The organism is Pseudomonas sp. 31 R 17, assembly GCF_900004915.1.
Classification (GTDB): domain Bacteria; phylum Pseudomonadota; class Gammaproteobacteria; order Pseudomonadales; family Pseudomonadaceae; genus Aquipseudomonas; species Aquipseudomonas orientalis_A.
Map to the genome: position 1 here is coordinate 26,142 of NZ_CVTN01000073.1, position 19,899 is coordinate 46,040.

At 58.0% G+C, this 19,899-nt stretch carries 19 protein-coding genes; 3 read left to right on the forward strand and 16 right to left on the reverse strand.

Annotated elements, in window-relative coordinates; all coding sequences use genetic code 11:
- Positions 1 to 8 precede the first annotated feature (8 nt).
- The 15 genes from BFP89_RS17500 to mnmG all read right to left on the reverse strand — a co-directional run bounded on the left by BFP89_RS17500 (position 9) and on the right by mnmG (position 13,982).
- On the reverse strand, positions 9 to 776 hold the full coding sequence (locus BFP89_RS17500; RefSeq protein WP_065886690.1) for a DeoR/GlpR family DNA-binding transcription regulator: 768 nt from the start codon (positions 774 to 776) through the stop codon (positions 9 to 11).
- Between the two features lie 220 nt (positions 777 to 996).
- Positions 997 to 2,364: a bifunctional UDP-N-acetylglucosamine diphosphorylase/glucosamine-1-phosphate N-acetyltransferase GlmU gene (glmU, locus tag BFP89_RS17505; protein WP_065886691.1), complete on the reverse strand. Its 1,368-nt coding sequence runs from the start codon at positions 2,362 to 2,364 to the stop codon at positions 997 to 999.
- A gap of 123 nt (positions 2,365 to 2,487) precedes the next feature.
- Positions 2,488 to 2,904: a F0F1 ATP synthase subunit epsilon gene (locus BFP89_RS17510; RefSeq protein WP_003195825.1), complete on the reverse strand. Its 417-nt coding sequence runs from the start codon at positions 2,902 to 2,904 to the stop codon at positions 2,488 to 2,490.
- 44 nt (positions 2,905 to 2,948) lie between these two features.
- A complete protein-coding gene (gene atpD, locus BFP89_RS17515) occupies positions 2,949 to 4,325 on the reverse strand; it encodes a F0F1 ATP synthase subunit beta (protein WP_065886692.1) in 1,377 nt (458 codons plus the stop codon).
- Between the two features lie 27 nt (positions 4,326 to 4,352).
- Positions 4,353 to 5,213 (reverse strand): F0F1 ATP synthase subunit gamma, encoded by an 861-nt coding sequence (atpG, locus tag BFP89_RS17520; protein ID WP_003195829.1) that lies wholly within the window; start codon positions 5,211 to 5,213, stop codon positions 4,353 to 4,355.
- A gap of 50 nt (positions 5,214 to 5,263) precedes the next feature.
- Positions 5,264 to 6,808 carry a F0F1 ATP synthase subunit alpha gene (gene atpA / locus BFP89_RS17525; protein WP_003177064.1) on the reverse strand — a complete coding sequence of 515 codons (1,545 nt, stop codon included), beginning with the start codon at positions 6,806 to 6,808 and terminating at the stop codon, positions 5,264 to 5,266.
- Between the two features lie 21 nt (positions 6,809 to 6,829).
- Positions 6,830 to 7,366: a F0F1 ATP synthase subunit delta gene (locus tag BFP89_RS17530; protein ID WP_003195833.1), complete on the reverse strand. Its 537-nt coding sequence runs from the start codon at positions 7,364 to 7,366 to the stop codon at positions 6,830 to 6,832.
- 12 nt (positions 7,367 to 7,378) lie between these two features.
- On the reverse strand, positions 7,379 to 7,849 hold the full coding sequence (locus BFP89_RS17535) for a F0F1 ATP synthase subunit B (RefSeq protein WP_003195835.1): 471 nt from the start codon (positions 7,847 to 7,849) through the stop codon (positions 7,379 to 7,381).
- Between the two features lie 56 nt (positions 7,850 to 7,905).
- Complete coding sequence (gene atpE, locus BFP89_RS17540; protein WP_002555987.1) at positions 7,906 to 8,163, reverse strand: F0F1 ATP synthase subunit C; 258 nt, start codon at positions 8,161 to 8,163, stop codon at positions 7,906 to 7,908.
- A 133-nt stretch (positions 8,164 to 8,296) separates the two neighbouring features.
- The gene (gene atpB, locus BFP89_RS17545) at positions 8,297 to 9,166 is read right to left on the reverse strand and encodes a F0F1 ATP synthase subunit A (RefSeq protein ID WP_057725770.1); all 870 of its coding nucleotides are present in this window, start codon (positions 9,164 to 9,166) and stop codon (positions 8,297 to 8,299) included.
- A gap of 16 nt (positions 9,167 to 9,182) precedes the next feature.
- Positions 9,183 to 9,590: a F0F1 ATP synthase subunit I gene (locus tag BFP89_RS17550; RefSeq protein WP_065886693.1), complete on the reverse strand. Its 408-nt coding sequence runs from the start codon at positions 9,588 to 9,590 to the stop codon at positions 9,183 to 9,185.
- Positions 9,591 to 9,750: 160 nt separating this feature from the next.
- Positions 9,751 to 10,623: a ParB/RepB/Spo0J family partition protein gene (locus BFP89_RS17555; RefSeq protein ID WP_065886694.1), complete on the reverse strand. Its 873-nt coding sequence runs from the start codon at positions 10,621 to 10,623 to the stop codon at positions 9,751 to 9,753.
- Positions 10,624 to 10,632: 9 nt separating this feature from the next.
- A complete protein-coding gene (locus tag BFP89_RS17560) occupies positions 10,633 to 11,430 on the reverse strand; it encodes a ParA family protein (RefSeq protein WP_057725767.1) in 798 nt (265 codons plus the stop codon).
- An 18-nt stretch (positions 11,431 to 11,448) separates the two neighbouring features.
- A complete protein-coding gene (gene rsmG / locus BFP89_RS17565) occupies positions 11,449 to 12,093 on the reverse strand; it encodes a 16S rRNA (guanine(527)-N(7))-methyltransferase RsmG (RefSeq protein ID WP_065886695.1) in 645 nt (214 codons plus the stop codon).
- A complete protein-coding gene (gene mnmG, locus BFP89_RS17570; protein ID WP_065886804.1) occupies positions 12,090 to 13,982 on the reverse strand; it encodes a tRNA uridine-5-carboxymethylaminomethyl(34) synthesis enzyme MnmG in 1,893 nt (630 codons plus the stop codon). The genes rsmG and mnmG overlap by 4 nt, the downstream gene beginning before the upstream one ends.
- Before the next feature lie 541 nt (positions 13,983 to 14,523).
- Between mnmG and BFP89_RS17575 the strand changes: the two genes are divergently transcribed.
- The 3 genes from BFP89_RS17575 to BFP89_RS17585 all read left to right on the forward strand — a co-directional run bounded on the left by BFP89_RS17575 (position 14,524) and on the right by BFP89_RS17585 (position 18,496).
- Entirely contained in the window at positions 14,524 to 15,030 is a 507-nt protein-coding gene (locus tag BFP89_RS17575) for a sigma-70 family RNA polymerase sigma factor (protein WP_065886696.1), read from the forward strand.
- Entirely contained in the window at positions 15,030 to 15,974 is a 945-nt protein-coding gene (locus tag BFP89_RS17580) for a FecR domain-containing protein (protein WP_065886697.1), read from the forward strand. The genes BFP89_RS17575 and BFP89_RS17580 overlap by 1 nt, the downstream gene beginning before the upstream one ends.
- Before the next feature lie 89 nt (positions 15,975 to 16,063).
- The gene (locus BFP89_RS17585; RefSeq protein WP_065886698.1) at positions 16,064 to 18,496 is read left to right on the forward strand and encodes a TonB-dependent siderophore receptor; all 2,433 of its coding nucleotides are present in this window, start codon (positions 16,064 to 16,066) and stop codon (positions 18,494 to 18,496) included.
- Positions 18,497 to 18,504: 8 nt separating this feature from the next.
- Here the strand turns inward: BFP89_RS17585 and mnmE are convergent, their stop codons facing one another.
- Positions 18,505 to 19,875 carry a tRNA uridine-5-carboxymethylaminomethyl(34) synthesis GTPase MnmE gene (gene mnmE / locus BFP89_RS17590; RefSeq protein ID WP_065886699.1) on the reverse strand — a complete coding sequence of 457 codons (1,371 nt, stop codon included), beginning with the start codon at positions 19,873 to 19,875 and terminating at the stop codon, positions 18,505 to 18,507.
- Between the last annotated feature and the right edge of the window lie 24 nt (positions 19,876 to 19,899).

The window sequence follows — 19,899 nt, forward strand, 5'->3', positions numbered from 1 at the left end:
TATTTCTCCTAGATGACTGCCGCGCATATCAGCGTAATGCCGCGGGCTTGGATCTGGTCGCGGGCCTCGAGCGGCAGGCGATCATCGGTGATAAGGGTATGGACGCTGCTCCAGGGCAGTTCCAGGTTGGGAATCTTGCGGCCGATCTTGTCGGATTCGACCATCACCACGACTTCACGGGCGACCTCGGCCATGACGCGGCTCAGGCCCAGCAATTCGTTGAAGGTGGTGGTACCGCGCTGCAAATCGATGCCGTCGGCGCCGATGAACAGTTGATCAAAATCGTAGGAACGCAGCACCTGCTCGGCGACCTGGCCCTGGAACGAGTCCGAATGTGGATCCCAGGTGCCGCCGGTCATGAGCAGCACCGGTTCATGCTCCAGCTCGCTCAAGGCGCGGGCCACGTTCAGGGAGTTGGTCATGACCACCAGGCCGGGTTGATGGCCCAGTTCGGGGATCATCGCGGCGGTGGTGCTGCCGCTGTCGATGATGATGCGCGCGTGTTCACGCAGGCGCACCACGGCGGCGCGGGCAATCGCACGCTTGTAGGCCGAGACCGGCTGCGCCGCGTCGCCCACGAGTTCCTGAGGCATGGTGATTGCGCCACCGTAGCGGCGCAGGAGCAGGCCATTACTTTCGAGGGCGGCCAAGTCCTTGCGGATGGTCACTTCCGATGTTTCGAAACGCTTGGCCAATTCGTCCACGCTGACTTCGCCCTGTTCATTGAGCAAGGTCAGGATGTTGTGGCGACGTTGGGGGGTATTTCGTTTCGACATGGGAGTGATAAGTTTCGTTTCGAAAGATAACGAAGGCAATCAAAACCTATTGGCGAAAGATCGTCAAGCGGTGGCGATCATTATTTTTGAAATAACGCAGGCAAATGTGGGAGGGGGCTCGCCCCCGATAGCGGTTTATCAGTCAGCCCTTTATTGACTGACCCACCGCTATCGGGGGCAAGCCCCCTCCCACATTGGAGTTCTGTTGCTGCCAAGGGCGTCAGGTCTTTTTGATTTTGACCGGGCGTTTCCAGCCGTCGATGTTGCGCTGGCGCGCACGGGCCACGGCCAGTTGCGACTTATCCACATCCTGGTTGATGGTTGAGCCCGCTGCGGTGTTGGAACCATCACCGATGGTCACAGGAGCAACCAGCGAGTTGTTGGAGCCGATGAATACGTCTTCACCAATCGTCGTCTGGTATTTGTTGGCGCCGTCGTAGTTGCAGGTAATTGCACCGGCGCCAATGTTGCTGCGAGCACCGATCACCGCATCACCGAGGTAAGCCAGGTGCCCGGCCTTCGCCTCGTCGCCCATTTTCGCGTTTTTCAGCTCGACGAAATTGCCGACGTGCGCCCGCGCGCCCATCACCGTTCCCGGACGCAACCGCGCAAACGGGCCGGCATCGCTGCCCTCGCCCATCACCGCTCCGTCGATATGGCTGTTGGCCTTGACCACCACGCCTTTGCGCAAGGTGCTGTCCTTGATCACGCAGTTAGGACCAATCACCACGTCGTCTTCGATGATCACGCGGCCTTCGAGGATCACGTTGATATCGATCAACACGTCGCGGCCCACTGTCACTTCACCACGCACATCGAAACGCGCCGGGTCACGCAGGGTGACGCCCTGGGCCATCAGGCGGCGGCCTTCGCGCAGTTGGTAGTGGCGCTCCAGCTCTGCCAGCTGCTTGCGGTCGTTGGCGCCCTGCACTTCCATTGGGTCGTGAGGTTGCTCGGTGGCGACCACCAGGCCGTCACTGACCGCCATCTCGATAACATCGGTGAGGTAGTACTCGCCTTGGGCGTTGTTGTTGGACAGGCGGCTCATCCAGTCGCCCAGCTTATCGGCCGGCACGGCGAGAATGCCGGTATTGCCTTCGGTGATGGCGCGCTGGGCTTCGCTGGCGTCCTTGTGCTCGACGATCGCGGCGACCTTGCCGTCGGCGTTGCGCACGATGCGTCCGTAGCCGGTAGGGTCGTCCAGCTCAACGGTGAGCAGGCCCATCTGGCCCGGCACCACATGCTTGAGCAGGCGTTGCAGGGTTTCCACTTCGATCAGCGGCACGTCACCGTAGAGAATCAGCACGGTGTCAGCGCTAATGAACGGCACGGCTTGCGCAGTGGCGTGGCCGGTGCCCAGTTGCTTGTCCTGCAATACGAAATTCAAGTCGTCTGCGGCCAGGCGCTCACGTACCACATCGGCACCGTGCCCGATGACGACGTGAATGCGTTGCGGATCCAACTGCCGGGCGCTGTGGATAACATGACCGAGCATGGAATTGCCTGCGACCGGGTGCAGCACCTTGGGCAGGGCTGAACGCATGCGGGTGCCCTGGCCTGCGGCGAGAATTACGATTTCAAGAGACATGAATGGCTACCAATCCTGGGCGGTCCGGCTTCAGACCAGAGAAGTGTTTTGCAAAAAAAGAAAAAGGGTAGCCGAGGCTACCCTTTTTAATCAATCACGCGTGAAGCGTAACGGCAACGCCGCTTACTTCTTGCGGATCTGCTGGAGCGTACGCAGCTGCGCTGCAGCTTCGGCCAGACGGACTGCAGCAGCGCTGTAGTCGAAGTCTGCGCCTTTTTCGTTCAGCGCCTTCTCGGCAGCCTTGACGGCTTCCTGAGCGGAGGCTTCATCCAGGTCGCCGGCACGTTGCACAGTGTCGGCAAGTACCTTGACCATGTTCGGCTGAACCTCGAGGAAACCACCGGAGATGTAAAACACCTCACGTTCCCCGCCTTGCTTGGTCAGCGTGATCGGACCTGGCTTCAAGCTGGTAATCAGCGGAGCGTGACCCATGGCGATACCAAGATCACCCAGGTCACCGTGCGCTGTTACAAACTCGACCAGACCGGAGAAGATTTCCCCTTCCGCGCTGACGATATCGCAATGGACTGTCATAGCCATCTGATTGCCTCAACCTGATGAGCGCCCGTTTCCGGGCGCCAGGATTACAGTTTCTTGGCTTTCTCGATCGCTTCTTCGATGCCGCCGACCATGTAGAACGCTTGTTCTGGCAGGTGGTCGTAGTCACCGTTGAGGATGCCTTTGAAGCCAGCAATGGTGTCTTTCAGGGAAACGTATTTACCCGAGGCACCGGTGAAGACTTCAGCCACGAAGAACGGCTGCGACAAGAAACGCTGGATCTTACGAGCACGGTTTACCAACTGCTTGTCGGCTTCCGACAGCTCGTCCATACCCAGGATCGCAATGATGTCCTTCAGTTCTTTGTAACGCTGCAGCACGTACTGAACGCCGCGAGCGGTGTCGTAGTGCTCCTGGCCGATCACGTTCGGGTCCAGCTGGCGCGACGTCGAGTCCAGTGGATCGACCGCCGGGTAGATACCCAGGGAAGCGATGTCACGGGACAGAACGACGGTGGCGTCCAAGTGGGCGAAGGTGGTGGCAGGCGACGGGTCGGTCAAGTCATCCGCAGGTACGTATACCGCTTGGATCGAGGTGATCGAACCTTCCTTGGTCGAAGTGATACGTTCCTGCAGAACGCCCATCTCTTCAGCCAGGGTCGGCTGGTAACCTACTGCCGAAGGCATACGGCCCAGCAGTGCGGATACTTCAGTACCGGCCAGGGTGTAACGGTAGATGTTGTCGACGAACAGCAGAACGTCGTTACCTTCGTCACGGAACTTCTCGGCCATGGTCAGGCCGGTCAGTGCTACGCGCAGACGGTTTCCCGGCGGCTCGTTCATCTGACCGTAAACCAGTGCCACTTTGTCCAGAACGTTGGAGTCCTTCATCTCGTGGTAGAAGTCGTTACCCTCACGGGTACGCTCACCCACACCGGCGAACACGGAATAACCGCTGTGCTCGATGGCGATGTTACGGATCAGTTCCATCATGTTGACGGTCTTGCCTACACCGGCACCACCGAACAGACCGACTTTACCGCCTTTGGCGAACGGGCAAACCAGGTCGATAACCTTGATGCCGGTTTCCAGCAGGTCGTTGCCGCCTGCTTGCTCGGCGAACGAAGGTGCTGGACGGTGAATGCCCCAGCGCTCTTCGGTGTCGATCGGGCCCGCTTCGTCGATAGGGTTGCCCAGTACGTCCATGATCCGGCCCAGGGTCGCTTTACCGACCGGTACGGAAATGGCAGCACCCGTGTCGACAACGTCCAGACCGCGCTTCAAGCCTTCGGTGGAACCCATCGCAATGGTACGAACTACGCCGTCGCCCAGCTGTTGCTGAACTTCCAGAGTAGTGTCCGCGCCTTGTACTTTCAGCGCGTTGTAGATGCTCGGTACGCTGTCGCGTGGGAATTCCACGTCGATAACGGCGCCGATGATTTGAACGATACGTCCGCTACTCATAGCTGGATCCTCTGAATATTTGAACCGTTAAACCGCGGCAGCGCCGCCGACGATTTCCGAGATCTCTTGGGTGATCGCAGCCTGACGCGCCTTGTTGTAGATCAGCTGCAAATCGCTGATCAGATCACCGGCGTTATCGGTAGCGTTTTTCATCGCGATCATCCGCGCCGCTTGTTCAGCTGCGTTGTTCTCGACCACCGCCTGGTACACCTGCGACTCCACGTAGCGCACCATCAAGCCGTCAAGCAGCTCTTTGGCGTCTGGTTCGTAGAGGTAGTCCCAGTGGTGCTTGAGTTCCTGATCCGGGGTCGCCACCAGTGGAATCAATTGCTCCACGGTTGGCTGCTGGGTCATGGTGTTGATGAACTTGTTGGATACCACGGACAGGCGGTCAATCCGGCCTTCCAGATACGCATCCAGCATCACCTTCACACTGCCGATCAAATCATTGATCGACGGCTCTTCACCCAGGTGGCTGATAGCTGCAACGACGTTACCGCCGAAGTTACGGAAAAAGGCCGCACCCTTGCTACCCACAACACACAGATCGATCTCGACGCCGTTTTCGCGGTTTACCGCCATGTCCTTGACCAGGGCCTTGAACAGGTTGGTATTCAAGCCACCGCACAAACCACGGTCACTGCTCACTACCACATAACCGACACGCTTGACGGCGCGCTCGATCATGAACGGGTGGCGGTATTCCGGGTTGGCGTTGGCCAGATGCCCAATTACCTGGCGGATACGCTCCGCATAAGGACGGCTAGCAGCCATGCGCATTTGTGCCTTGCGCATTTTGCTGACCGCCACTTTTTCCATGGCGCTGGTAATCTTTTGCGTGCTTTTGATGCTCGCAATCTTACTGCGAATCTCTTTTGCGCCTGCCATGTAACACCTATCAGGTTAGCAAGCGGGAGCCTTGCGGCTCCCGCTGCGGCTTACCAGGTTTGGGTGGCCTTGAACTTCTCGATACCGGCTTTCATGCCAGCGTCGATATCGTCATTGAAGTCACCCTTCACGTTGATCTTCGCCATCAATTCGGCGTGATCGCGGTTGAAGTAAGCAATCAGCGCTTGTTCAAAGCTGCCGACCTTGGCGATTTCAACGTCGGTCAGGAACCCACGCTCAGCGGCATACAGCGACAACGCCATGTCAGCGATCGACATCGGGGCGTATTGCTTCTGCTTCATCAGCTCGGTAACGCGCTGACCATGCTCAAGTTGCTTACGGGTCGCTTCGTCCAGGTCAGAAGCGAACTGGGCGAATGCCGCCAGTTCACGGTACTGAGCCAGAGCGGTACGGATACCACCGGAGAGCTTCTTGATGATCTTGGTCTGAGCGGCACCACCCACACGGGATACCGAAACACCGGCGTTCACAGCAGGACGGATGCCTGAGTTGAACATGGCCGATTCCAGGAAGATCTGACCGTCGGTGATGGAAATCACGTTGGTCGGAACGAACGCGGAAACGTCGCCAGCCTGGGTTTCGATGATCGGCAATGCGGTCAGGGAACCGGTTTTGCCGGTCACTGCGCCGTTGGTGAACTTCTCTACGTACTCTTCGGAAACGCGGGATGCGCGCTCCAGCAGACGGGAGTGGAGATAGAACACGTCGCCTGGGTAGGCTTCACGGCCTGGTGGACGGCGCAGCAGCAGGGAAATCTGGCGGTAAGCCACTGCTTGCTTGGACAGATCGTCATAAACGATCAGCGCGTCTTCACCGCGGTCGCGGAAGAATTCACCCATGGTGCAACCGGAGTACGGTGCCAGGAATTGCAGCGCAGGAGATTCCGAAGCACTGGCAGCCACGATGATCGTGTTGGCCAGGGCGCCGTTTTCTTCCAGCTTGCGAACCACGTTGGCGATGGTCGATTGCTTCTGACCAATGGCTACGTAGACGCAGAAAATGCCGCTGTTCTTCTGGTTGATGATCGCGTCGATGGCCAGAGCGGTTTTACCGATCTGACGGTCACCGATGATCAGCTCACGCTGGCCACGGCCGACAGGGATCATGGCATCGACAGCCTTGTAGCCAGTCTGTACAGGCTGGTCTACCGACTTACGCCAGATCACGCCTGGAGCAACTTTCTCGACCGCGTCGGTCTCGGTGTTGCCCAGTGGACCTTTACCGTCAACAGGGTTACCCAGTGCGTCGACTACGCGACCCAGCAGTTCCTTACCAACCGGAACCTCCAGGATGCGGCCTGTGCACTTGGCGCTCATGCCTTCGGCCAGACTGGTGTATGCGCCCAATACAACGGCACCTACGGAGTCTTGCTCCAGGTTGAGGGCCATACCGTAGACGCCGCCCGGAAACTCGATCATCTCGCCGTACATGACGTCGGCCAGACCGTGAATCCGCACGATGCCGTCAGATACGCTGACGACAGTGCCTTCGTTACGGGCTTGGGAGGTCACATCGAGCTTGTCGATGCGGCCCTTGATAATTTCACTTATTTCGGAAGGATTGAGTTGCTGCATTGCTCTGCTGCCCCTTCAAACTCAAGATTTCAATGCTTCGGCAAGTTTCGCGATTTTTCCGCGAATCGAGCCATCGATAACCAGGTCGCCGGCACGGATAACGACACCACCAATCAGGGATGCGTCCTCCGAAGCTTGCAGGCGCACTTCCCGATTGAGTCGTGCACTGAGAACCTTGGCGAGTTTGTCTTGCTGTTCTTGGTTCAATGCAAAAGCACTGGTCACTTCAACGTCTACCGATTTCTCTGCTTCGGCCTTGTACAGGTCGAACAGAGCGGCAATCTCCGGCAAGAGCGGGAGACGGTCGTTTTCGGCAATGACGTGAATGAAGTTCTGCACTTTCACATCAAACTTGTCGCCGCACACTTCAATAAAAGTGGCGGCCTTGTCTGCGCTCGTCAGGCGCGGGGCCTTGAGCACGCGCTGCATGGTGTCGTCTTGCGACACTGCTGCAGCCAGGCCGAGCATGGCTGACCAAGAGGCCAGCTGCTGGTGGGCCTGGGCGTGCTCGAAGGCTGCCTTAGCGTAAGGTCGGGCCAACGTGGTCAGTTCTGCCATGATCGCCCTCGCTTAAATTTCAGCAGCCAGTTTGTTAACCAGCTCCGCGTGCGCGTTTTGATCGATTGTGGCACCGAGGATCTTCTCGGCACCGCCGACCGCCAGAGCACCCAGTTGGGCACGCAGCGCGTCTTTGACGCCGTTCAGTTCCTGTTCGATCTCGGCATGAGCCGAAGCCTTTACACGGTCAGCTTCGACGCGGGCTTTTTCAACAGCCTCTTCGACGATCTGGTTACCGCGCTTCTTGGCTTGCTCAATGATCTCGGCTGCCTGTGCTTTAGCTTCGCGCAGTTGCTGACCCACTTTCTCGTGGGCCAACTCCAGGTCGCGAGCTGCACGGCTAGCAGCGTCCAAACCGTCCGCGATCTTCTTCTGACGTTCGTGCAAAGCCGCGATGACCGGAGGCCACACGAACTTCATGCAAAACACTACAAAAATGAAGAACGCAACGGATTGGCCAATCAGGGTTGCATTAATGTTCACGCCAACACCTCGCTCATTCGTTGTCCATCACCCCAATCACTCGAAAAGTCGAGTGATCAGCCAGCGAGTTGACCAACGAAGGGGTTCGCGAAGGTGAAGAACAGTGCGATACCAACGCCGATCATGGTCACGGCGTCGAGCAGGCCGGCAACGATGAACATTTTAACTTGCAGCATTGGAACCATTTCCGGCTGACGCGCTGCGCCTTCCAGGAATTTGCCGCCCAGCAGGCCGAAACCAATGGCAGTACCCAGGGCGCCCAGGCCGATCAACAGTGCAACAGCGATAGCGGTTAGACCAACTACAGTTTCCATCTTTCCTCCCGACTTTTACGTCGTATGGTTTAGGTTTTTTAGATTTTAAAGCGGTAAAACAAATCGTTTCATAGCCCTGTTGGGCCACCTTCCCGTTTCACCGGGAAGGACATCAGACTAGTCGAGACTGGTCTTAATGGTTCTCTTCGTGCGCCATCGACAGGTAGACGATGGTCAGCATCATGAAGATGAAGGCCTGCAGGGTGATGATCAGGATGTGGAACACAGCCCACGCCCACTGCAGAACGATGCCCAGGCCGCTAAGCCAGAGCAGACCGCTGCCGAACATCACAGCGATCAGAATGAACACCAGCTCGCCGGCATACATGTTGCCGAACAGTCGCAAGGCCAGGGAAATCGGCTTGGCAACCAGGGTCACGAATTCCAGCAGGAAGTTCACCGGGATCAGCAGGGCTTGAACGAAGATGTTCTTGCTGCCGAACGGGTGCAGGGTCAGTTCGCCGATGAAGCCGCCGATGCCCTTGACCTTGATGCTGTAGAAAATGATCAACGCGAACACCGACAGGGCCATGCCCAGGGTAGCGTTCGGGTCAGTGGTCGATACGGCACGGAATGGAATGTGCGCATCGCCGGAGATCAGGATGGCCAGCTGAGGAATCCAGTCAACCGGGATCAGGTCGACGGCGTTCATCAGGAACACCCAGACGAAGATGGTCAGTGCCAGCGGTGCGATCACCGGGCTGCGGCCATGGAAGCTGTCTTTCACGCTGCCATCGACGAATTCGACCAATACTTCAACGAAGTTCTGCAAAGCACCTGGCTGACCGGAAGTCGCCTTTTTTGCCGCCATGCGGAAAATCAGGACGAAGATCAGACCCAATGCGACCGACCAGCCCAGAGTATCCAGGTGGAAGGCCCAGAAACCCATTTCCTTGGCTTCTGCTGCGGTGTGGGCAAAGCCCCAGCCGCCGTTGGGAAGCTGACCGAAGGTCAGGTTCTGCAAGTGGTGCTGGATATAGCCCGAAGCGGTTGTTTCTGCCATGGTTGCCTCAAACGCCCTAAGGTTTCGAAAGTCTTGTTTTCATTAGCAGGGGAGCGAACCAGCTGACCAATTGGGTCAACACGAAGACGCCGAATACAGCCAGCGGCGCCAATGGCTTCACACCTGCAAAGGTCAGTGCGAACAGCACTGCCGTCAAAATCAGTTTCCCCGCCTCGCCGGCATAAAAAGACCGGACGATGGCCTGGGCTGCTCGGGCGCCGGAAAACCGAAAGGCCCTGTGAGCAAAATACATATTGGGCAGCAAGGCTATCAGGCCTCCGCAGAGTCCTGAATATCCGGCTACGACTCCATGCCAGTACCAAAGCGCCAATGCAGCGATCAGCAAAACGACAAGTTGCGCCAATAAAACCGGAAAAACAGCCAAGCGATGGAACGGCAACGTGTTTGGCGTGCGGGTTTCCATCACGCTTGCTCCTCAATGGTCGGCTGCCGGAAATCAATAACTTGGCATACTTTGTGCCGACAAAATGCGCGCAGAGTATAGGGGCGGTTCTGCCCCTATTCAACTGCCGGGTAGTGATTTCCGATCACACGCTACATGAGTAAATGTTTCAGCGAATGTTTCAACGGATGTGGGCAAGGACGCCTTGAAGCTCATCAAGGGAGTTATATCCGATGACCAATTGCCCTTTGCCTTTCTTGCCGTGGCGAATTTGTACCGCAGAGCCTAGGCGCTCGGCCAGGCGCTGCTCAAGGCGCGCGATGTCCGGATCAGTTTTGACGGTTTCGACCGGAGCAGGTTTGCCGCTCAACCATTGGCGAACCAGGGCTTCGGTCTGACGAACGGTAAGCCCGCGTGCGACAACGTGTCGCGCCCCTTCAACCTGTTGATTTTCCGGCAAACCGAGCAAAGCACGGGCGTGACCCATTTCCAGATCGCCGTGGGACAACATGGTCTTGATGACTTCCGGCAACGCGATCAGGCGCAGCAGGTTGGACACGGTCACGCGGGATTTGCCCACTGCCTCGGCCACTTGTTGCTGGGTCAGCTGGAATTCCTGCTGCAGACGTTGCAACGCGATCGCTTCTTCGATCGGGTTGAGGTCTTCGCGCTGGATGTTTTCGATTAGCGCCATGGCGATGGCGGTTTCATCCGGTACGTCGCGCACCATCGCCGGGATGGTGTCCTTGCCCGCCTGCTGGCTGGCGCGCCAGCGGCGTTCGCCGGCGATGATTTCAAAGCGGCCGCCGCCAATGGGGCGCACCACGATGGGTTGCATCACGCCCTGGGCCTTGATCGAGTTGGCCAGCTCTTCCAGTGCCTGCGGGTCCATGTCCCGGCGCGGCTGATATTTACCGCGCTGGATCAGGTCCAGCGGCAGGTGCTGCAGCTCACGCTCGTCGGCCTGCACCGCTTGCTCTTCCAGCGAAGTGACGGTCGGACCACTCAGGAGTGCATCCAGTCCACGTCCGAGACCTCGTTTTTTGACGGCCATGGGGATTCCTTAAGTTGGCTGGGCTGCAGCGGTGCGTGAATTGCGACGTTGGCGACGCACCATCTCACCGGCCAGCGCCAGGTAGGCAATGGCGCCACGGGATGATTTGTCGTAGGCCAGCGCCGGCATGCCATAGCTTGGCGCTTCGGCCAGGCGGATGTTGCGTGGAATCACCGTGTCGTAGAGCTGGTCGCCGAAATGTTCCTTGAGCTGCGCCGAAACGTCATTCATCAGGCTCAGGCGCGGGTCATACATGGTCCGCAGCAGGCCTTCGACTTTCAGGTTCGGGTTGAGCAATTCGGCGATACGCTTGATGTTATCCACAAGGTCGCTCAAGCCTTCAAGCGCAAAGTATTCGCACTGCATGGGGATAATCACCCCGTCGGCGGCCACCAGGGCGTTGAGCGTGAGCATCGACAGCGACGGCGGGCAGTCGATCAGGATGTAGTCGTAATTCTCGCGGATGGGCGCCAGCGCGCTGCGCAGACGGCTTTCTTTCATCTGCATTTCCAGCAGCACCACTTCCGCCGCCGTCAGGTCGCGGTTGGCCGGCAGCAGTTGATAACCGCCGTGCTCGGAGTAGTGCATGGCCTGGCCCAGGTCACACTCGCCAATCAGCAAGTCGTAGACCGAGTTTTCCAGGCCGTGTTTATCCACACCGCTACCCATGGTGGCGTTGCCCTGTGGATCGAGATCGATCAACAGCACCCGGCGCTTGGTCGCGACCAGGGATGCTGCGAGGTTGATGCAGGTGGTGGTTTTACCCACGCCACCTTTCTGGTTCGCTATCGCGAATACCTTAGCCATTCTTGCTTGTGTTCCCAATCATGCCGTGCGGCGCAGTATCAGCAGATGGCGTTGGCCTTGGCAACCGGGTACGGCCAAGGCGTGTTCGCTATCGAGGTGGAAGTCCGCCGGCAATGCTAACAGCTCGTCGCTTGGATGGACGCCCTTCATTGCCAGCCAGCGGGTGTCGTGGTCGCCCAGGTGGCGAGTCCAGTTGCTGAAGTTCTCCATGCTGCTGAATGCCCGGGAAACAATTCCGTTGAAGGGCTGTTCAGGCGTAAAGGCTTCGACGCGGCTGTGGACAACTTGCAGGTTGTCCAGCTTGAGTTCGAGTTTGACCTGGGTTAGGAAGCGGGTCTTCTTGCCGTTGCTGTCCAGACAGGTCACTTGCGACTCGGGAAACAGGATGGCCAGTGGAATGCCAGGCATGCCGCCGCCGCTGCCGACGTCCAGCCAGCGACCGTTTTCGATAAACGGCATCACGCTCAAGCTGTCGAGCAGATGGCGCGAGACCATTTCGTCCGGATCACGCACTGCGGTCAGGTTGTAAGCCTTGTTCCATTTGATCAACAGGGCCAGGTAGCCCATCAGCAGGGCGTGCTGGGCTTCGGTCAGGTCGACGCCCAACTGGCGCGCACCTGTGGATAACTCTTCGGCGTGTTGCGAGGTAACCAACGAACTCAAGCGCTTTGCTCCAACTGACGGCCCGCGCCGCGTTTTTTCAAATGAATCATCAACAGCGAAATTGCTGCAGGGGTAACGCCGGGGATACGTGAAGCCTGGCCGAGGGTTTCCGGCCGAGTTATCCCCAGCTTGCTTTGAATTTCCTTCGACAGCCCGGAAATCCCGGTGTAGTCGATATCCACAGGCAGCTTGGTGTCTTCACTGGCGCGCAGGCGGGCGATTTCGTCCTGCTGGCGATCAATGTAACCGGCGTATTTGGTCTTGATTTCCACCTGTTCGGCGACCTGTGGATCTTCTGCGCCGCCGCCGGTCACTTCGACCAGGCCAGCGTAATCGATCTCCGGACGCGATAGCAGGTTGAGCAAGTTGTATTCGTGCGTCAGCGGCGTGCCGAATTTTTCGGCGATCGCATCACCCTGTTCAGTGCCCGGGCGAACCCAGGTGCTCTTCAGGCGCTGCTCTTCGAGGGTGATGCTCTCGCGTTTTTTGCAGAAGGCCGCCCAGCGCGCGTCATCGACCAGACCCAGCTCGCGACCTTTTTCGGTCAAGCGCAGATCGGCGTTGTCTTCGCGCAGGATCAGGCGATATTCGGCCCTGGACGTGAACATCCGGTACGGTTCCTGGGTGCCCAGGGTAATCAGGTCGTCGACCAACACGCCGATATACGCTTCATCGCGACGCGGGCACCAGCTGTCTTTGCCCTGGGCACGCAATGCGGCGTTGGTACCGGCCAGCAAACCCTGGGCGCCGGCTTCTTCGTAACCGGTGGTGCCATTGATTTGCCCGGCGAAGAACAAACCGCCGATCACCTTGGTTTCCAGGCTGTATTTCAGGTCACGCGGATCGAAATAGTCGTACTCGATGGCGTAGCCAGGGCGAACGATGTGGGCATTTTCCATGCCGCGAATCGATTGCACGATCTGGATTTGTACGTCGAACGGCAGGGAAGTGGAAATCCCGTTCGGGTACAGCTCGTGAGTCGTCAAGCCTTCAGGCTCGATAAACACCTGGTGGCTTTCCTTGTCGGCAAAGCGATGGATCTTGTCTTCAATCGACGGGCAGTAACGCGGGCCGATGCCTTCGATCACCCCGGAATACATCGGCGAACGGTCGAGGTTCGCGGCAATGATTTCGTGGGTACGCGCATTGGTATGGGTAATCCAGCAGCTGACCTGTTTGGGGTGCTGCTCCTTGGAACCCATGAAGGACATGACCGGGATCGGCGTATCGCCGGCCTGTTCGGTCATCACCGAAAAATCCACAGAACGTCCGTCGATACGCGGCGGAGTCCCGGTTTTCAAGCGGCCCACGCGCAGCGGCAATTCACGCAGACGGTGTGCCAGGGCAATCGACGGCGGATCACCGGCGCGACCACCGGAATAGTTCTGCATGCCGATGTGGATAAGTCCGCCAAGGAAGGTCCCGGTGGTCAACACCACGGATTCTGCGAAGAAGCGCAGGCCCATTTGCGTGACAACCCCGCGTACCTGGTCCTGCTCGACAATCAGGTCGTCTGCGGCCTGTTGAAATATCCACAGGTTCGGCTGGTTTTCCAGGGTTTCACGTACGGCGGCCTTGTACAGAATACGGTCGGCTTGTGCACGAGTGGCACGTACGGCCGGGCCTTTGCGGCTGTTGAGCACGCGAAATTGAATACCACCTTTGTCGGTGGCCATGGCCATTACGCCGCCAAGGGCATCGATTTCCTTGACCAGATGGCTTTTGCCGATGCCACCAATGGCAGGGTTGCAACTCATGGCGCCGAGGGTTTCCACGTTGTGCGTCAGCAACAGGGTTTTTACGCCCATGCGTGCTGACGCCAGTGCTGCCTCGGTACCGGCATGACCGCCGCCGATGACGATCACTTCAAAACGGGAAGGGAAATCCACCACGCACCTCGTGCCTGCTTATGTAGGTAATCAGGAATTGTTGGTTGAAAGAGTTTTGCAGCTTATGGCGGCAAGTATAGGGACTTCGCCCTGCCTAAAGAACCCTTTGCACAAAATTTAACCAGCTGTGGATGGATCACGGACAATAGAAATTAAAAGAGAGAAATTTATTAAATCTTTGTTTTTATGTTTATTTCTACTGAGCATCCTTTCTGTGGATAGATTTATACAGGCCTTTATTTACGTCGTGTACAGAGATTCAAAAGTCTGTGGTCATGTGCCAATGAGGGGCTTGGATAAGTGCTTTAAGCCTGTGGATTAAACGGGTGGTTATCCACAGACGGGTTTTTACTCAGGTTTCAAGCGTGGTTATCAACCGGGCACAAGGGCGGTTATTCACAGGGCTTAATCCACAGAAACGGCTGATTCAATGTCGACCAGCCCAAGGATTCAGCGCGGATTCGCGGTCAAGACGGCTATTGTGGGAACACACGAGGGCAGTTAATAATAGCGATTATCATTAACCTACCTCGTCGCGCCTATGTCCCCTCCTTCACACACGGCAGCTGTGCAGCGCATCTATGAGCAACACCATTCGTGGTTACACGGGTGGCTCAAGGGCAAATTGCATAACGCCTGCGATGCCGCCGACGTGGCCCACGATACGTTCGTGCGTATCCTCGGTGGACGCGACGCCGTGCAGATCCTTGAGCCACGGGATTACCTGGCGACCATTGCAAGGGGCCTGGTGATTGATCGCTATCGCCGGCACGCCATTGAGCAGGCTTATAAGCAAACCCTGGCCGAGCGTCCTGAAGCCACCGCCATCAGTGAAGAAGACAAGGCAATCATTATCGAAACCCTGGTGGCTGTGGATAAGGCACTGTGCAGCTTAGGCGAACGTGCTCGACGGATTTTCATGCTGTCGCAGATCGAGGGGCTGACTTATCAACAGATCGCCGATCAACTGCGGGTGTCATTGACCACTGTGAAGAAACATATGGTCCGTGCCCTGACCGAGTGTTCACTGATCATGGCCAGCCTCTGATGCCCGCCCCTGATCGCAAGACATTCGAGACGGCCGCCAGTTGGTATGTGCAGTTCCAGGCGCAATCGCCGACGCCGGCTGATCGGCTGGCCTGGCAACAATGGCTCAATGGCGACCCTTCCCATCAGGCGGCGTGGAACCAGTTGGAGCAGTTGCAGCGCAGCCTTGGCGCCCTGCCCCAGGACTTCACACGCCGCGCATTGACCAGCACGCAGAAACGCCGCCAGGTGCTCAAGTGGATGCTGGTACTGGGCGGCAGCGGATATTTGGGTTGGAATGTTCAACAACACACGTCCGTGGGTAACGTATGGGCCGACTACCGCACGCCTGTGGGTAAACATCGAAGGGTCGAACTGGCCGACGGCACTCAGGTTGATCTCAACACCAGCACAGCCATTGATGTGATGTTCGACTCGCGCCAACGCTTGATTCGACTGCGTGACGGTGAAGTACTTATCCACAGTGGCAAACGTGGCGCCAACACGCCCTTGTATGTGGAGACTCGCCACGGGCGGGTTCAGGCACTGGGCACTCGGTTTACTGTTCGCCAATTGCCGGATTTCACCCGGGTCGGTGTGCTGGAAGATCGGGTCAATTTGTCCCCAGGCGATCAACCCGACCACAACCAGACCCTCGGAGCTGGGGAAAGCGCTGATTTTAATCGATACACGATTAGCCTCCCCCAGCGATATGGCGTGGCACAAGCCGCCTGGGCGGACGGTCAACTGATCGTGCTCGATGCCAGACTCGGCGATGTCATTGATGAGTTGGCGCGCTACCGGCCGGGCGTGCTGCACTGTGACCCGGCTTCGGCTCGACTGCGCGTTTCCGGCACGTTCCGTCTGGACTCGACCGACGCGGTACTGGCCAACCTGCAAGCGACCTTGCCGATCCAGGTGAAGTACTTCACGCGCTACTGGGTGTCGGTTAACCGGATCGGTTGATAAAAAATAATCCTCAGGGGGGTTATCTTTTTTTTATCACGCACGGCCCTTCAGGTAATCACGACGCTACCTTCAGGGCTTACCCATCTATGCGCCTTTCCATCCCGCTCCGTCAGCGACTTTCCTGCCATGCCATCACCTACGGCCTGCTGCTTGCCAGCACCGGCGGTACGTTGTTATCCACAGGGGTCATGGCCGCCAGCACCACCCAGCACTACGTCATCGCAGCCGGTCCCCTGGACAGTGCGTTAAGCCAGTTTGCCGCCCGGGCCAATGTGATCCTGTCCTTCTCGCCACAACAGACTTCACGGCTGACCACTTCCGGACTCAATGGTGATTATTCGGTGGATCAAGGTTTTGCCCTGTTGCTGCAGAATTCCGGGTTGCAAGCCGTCGCCCAGGCCCCCGGCAGCTATGGATTGCACACAGTCCCTACGGGCCAGCTCACGCTCGCACCGACCACCGTCAGTGCTTATCAACCGGATGGCTTCAATCAGGACATAGCAGGGGATGTGGGCTACAAGGCGCAGAACAGCCGGGTCGGCACCAAAACCAGTACGCCTCTGTCGCAGACACCCCGTTCGGTATCGGTGGTGACCGGGCAACGTATCAAGGATCAGAAATCGCAAACACTGACCGAAGTGCTGGGGTATGTACCCGGCATCTTCGCGCCGCCTTTTGCCGCGGGCGATGGGCTGGCGGGCGATCTCTTTTTCATTCGAGGCTTCAACGCCACGGACTACGGTTACGGCCTGTTGAGAGACGGCCTACGTGTGCAAGGTAATCGGTACGACACCACCAGCGAGCCGTATGGCCTGGAGCGGGTCGAAGTGTTTCGCGGTCCTTCTTCGCTGCTCTACGGTGAGAACGCACCGGGCGGCTTGGTCAACCTGGTGAGCAAACATCCGACCGCCAACCCGCGCGGCGAGGTGCAATTGGGGTATGGTTCAAACAACCGACACCAACTGGGTGTGGATATCTCCGGTCCGCTCAATGACAGCGACAATGTTCTCGGCCGCCTGGTAATGCTGGGCCGCAAATCCGACACGCAGACCGACCATGTACCGGATGATCGTGTTTACATCGCCCCTTCCCTGACCCTGAATTTCGACGACTACAACACCCTGACCCTCCTGGCCAACTACCAGAAGGACCACACCAACCTGGAACTTGGCCTGCCGGCTGCAGGCACTTTGCTTACTAATCTCAACGGTAAACTGTCCAAGCACACCATGCTCGGCGACCCGGATTGGAATACCTTTGAGCGCGAAGCCTGGAGCACCGGTTACGAGTTCAGCCACAGCTTCAACGACGACTGGCAGTTCCGCCAGAATTCCCGGTACATGCAGTCACGCATCAACCGCCATGAAACCTGGCCGAGCGCGCTGAATAATCGGGGCTTCGGTACTCAGCTGAACATGACCGCCTACGATCGCTATAACAAATCCATGGTTTATTCCCTGGATAACCAGCTCGAGGGCAAATTCGATATCGGTGCATCGGAAAACACCGTGTTGTTAGGCGCCAGTTACGACCGCACCTCGTTCAACCAGGATTGGGACGCCGGTTTCGCCGGTACCATCAATGTGTATAACCCGGTGTACCTGCGCGAACCGCTCACGCCGATCGCGGTGCAAAACACCTTGCTCGAGCAACAGATGAAAGGCGCATACGCTCAGATCCAGAGCAAGTATGACCACTGGCTGTTCCTGCTCGGGGGGCGGCAGGACTGGGTCGACAGCGATTTCCGCGACAAGGTCAACAAGGCCAGCAGCACCGGCAGTCAAGACCGCAAGTTCACCTACCAAGGTGGCGTGATGTACCAGTTCGACAACGGCCTTACGCCGTATGTCAGCTATTCCACGGCATTCGTTCCGGTTCAGCAGATTTCCAATGCCGGCGCCCCGTTGAAACCCATCACCAGCAGCCAATATGAAGCGGGTGTGAAGTACGAGCCGATCGGCTGGGACACGGCGATGACGCTGTCGGTGTACGACTTGCGCAAACAGGACGACACCTACCTGGATGCCACCACCAACAGTTATCGCCAGGTGGGTGAGAGCCGCGCCAAGGGCGCCGAAGTTGAAATCAACAGCAACCTTACGCCCAACCTGAACGTAACGGCGGCTTATACCTACACTGACGCGCGGATTACCAAGGATTCCGCCACCTCCCTGGTCGAAGGGCGCCAGATGACCGGCGTTCCTCGCAATCAGGCTTCGGTATGGAGCAAATATCGTTTCCTGGAGGGTCAGCTCAAGGGCCTGTCCGTGGGGGGAGGTGTGCGTTATTTCGACAGCACTTTTTCCTACACGGCGCCGACGCTCTACGGGAAGCTGGATGCGGGCAGTGTCACGTTGGTGGATGCCGTGGTGGGGTATCAGATCGACCCGCACTGGTCAGTGGACCTGAACGCCAAGAACCTGTTCGACAAGGAGTATGTGTCTGGTTGCAACGATGCGGGGCGCTGCTATTGGGGTGACAGCCGCACCCTGTTGGGTACGGTGTCCTACAACTGGTAAAGACCTGACTATTTGCCGATACAGAAACTGGAAAAGATTCGGCCAAGCAAGTCATCGGAGCTGAATGCGCCGGTAATCTCACCTAGCAGCTGCTGCGCCTGACGCAAATCCTCAGCCAGCAGCTCTCCAGCGCCCGCCAGGGTCAGCTGTGCTCGCCCGTGCTCCAACGCCGCACTGGCATGGCGAAGCGCCTCCAGATGCCTGCGGCGTGCACTGAAGCTGCTTTCCGAGGTCTGCTCGTAGCCCATGCAGGCCTTGAGGTGGTCACGTAGCAACTCCAGACCCTCACCCGCGGATTTGGCACTCAGGCTGATAGTCACATGGCCATCCTCACTGGTTTGCATCGCGATGGTTTCACCCGTCAGGTCGGCCTTGTTCCGGATCAAGGTCACTTTGGCCGGGTCTGGCCGTTGCTCGAGGAATTCCGGCCACAACGCAAAAGGATCCACCGCCTCGGGGGCAGTGGCGTCCACCACCAACAACACACGGTCGGCTTCGCCAATGGCTTTGAGCGCGCGTTCTACGCCAATCTTCTCCACCTGGTCATCGGTGTCGCGCAACCCTGCCGTATCAACCACGTGCAACGGCATGCCATCGATGTGGATATGTTCGCGCAGGATGTCGCGAGTGGTACCGGCAATTTCGGTAACGATGGCTGCTTCGCGCCCCGCCAACGCATTCAGCAGGCTGGACTTGCCGGCATTGGGTCGCCCCGCAATCACCACGGTCATGCCGTCACGCAGCAATGCACCCTGCCCGGCTTCGCGCAGCACTGTGGATAACTCATCGCGGACCTTATCCAGCATTGCCAGGACATGGCCATCGGCGAGGAAATCAATTTCCTCTTCGGGAAAATCAATGGCCGCCTCGACATAGATACGCAGGCTGATCAGCTGCTCGGTCAAGTTATGCACACGCAGGGAAAACGCCCCCTGCAACGAACGCAAAGCGTTGCGCGCAGCCTGTGCAGAACTGGCTTCGATCAGGTCGGCGATGGCCTCGGCCTGGGCCAGGTCGAGTTTGTCGTTGAGGAATGCGCGCTCGCTGAACTCACCCGGACGGGCCAGGCGGCAGCCCAATTGCAGGCAACGCTGCAGCAACATGTCCAGGACAACCGGACCACCATGGCCCTGCAGCTCCAGTACATCTTCACCCGTGAAGGAGTTTGGCCCCGGGAAGTAGAGCGCCAGGCCTTCGTCCAGCACACTTGCGTCGCCATCCAGAAACGGGCCGTAATGGGCGAACCGCGGCTTTAATTCCCGTCCACTGATCGCCTTGGCGGCCGCGCTGGCGAGCGGCCCGGAAATTCGAACGATACCGACGCCGCCGCGACCTTGAGCGGTTGCGACAGCAGCGATGGTTTCACGGGGAGCGCTCATCAGCAGGTTCCAGAATTAAAGTGT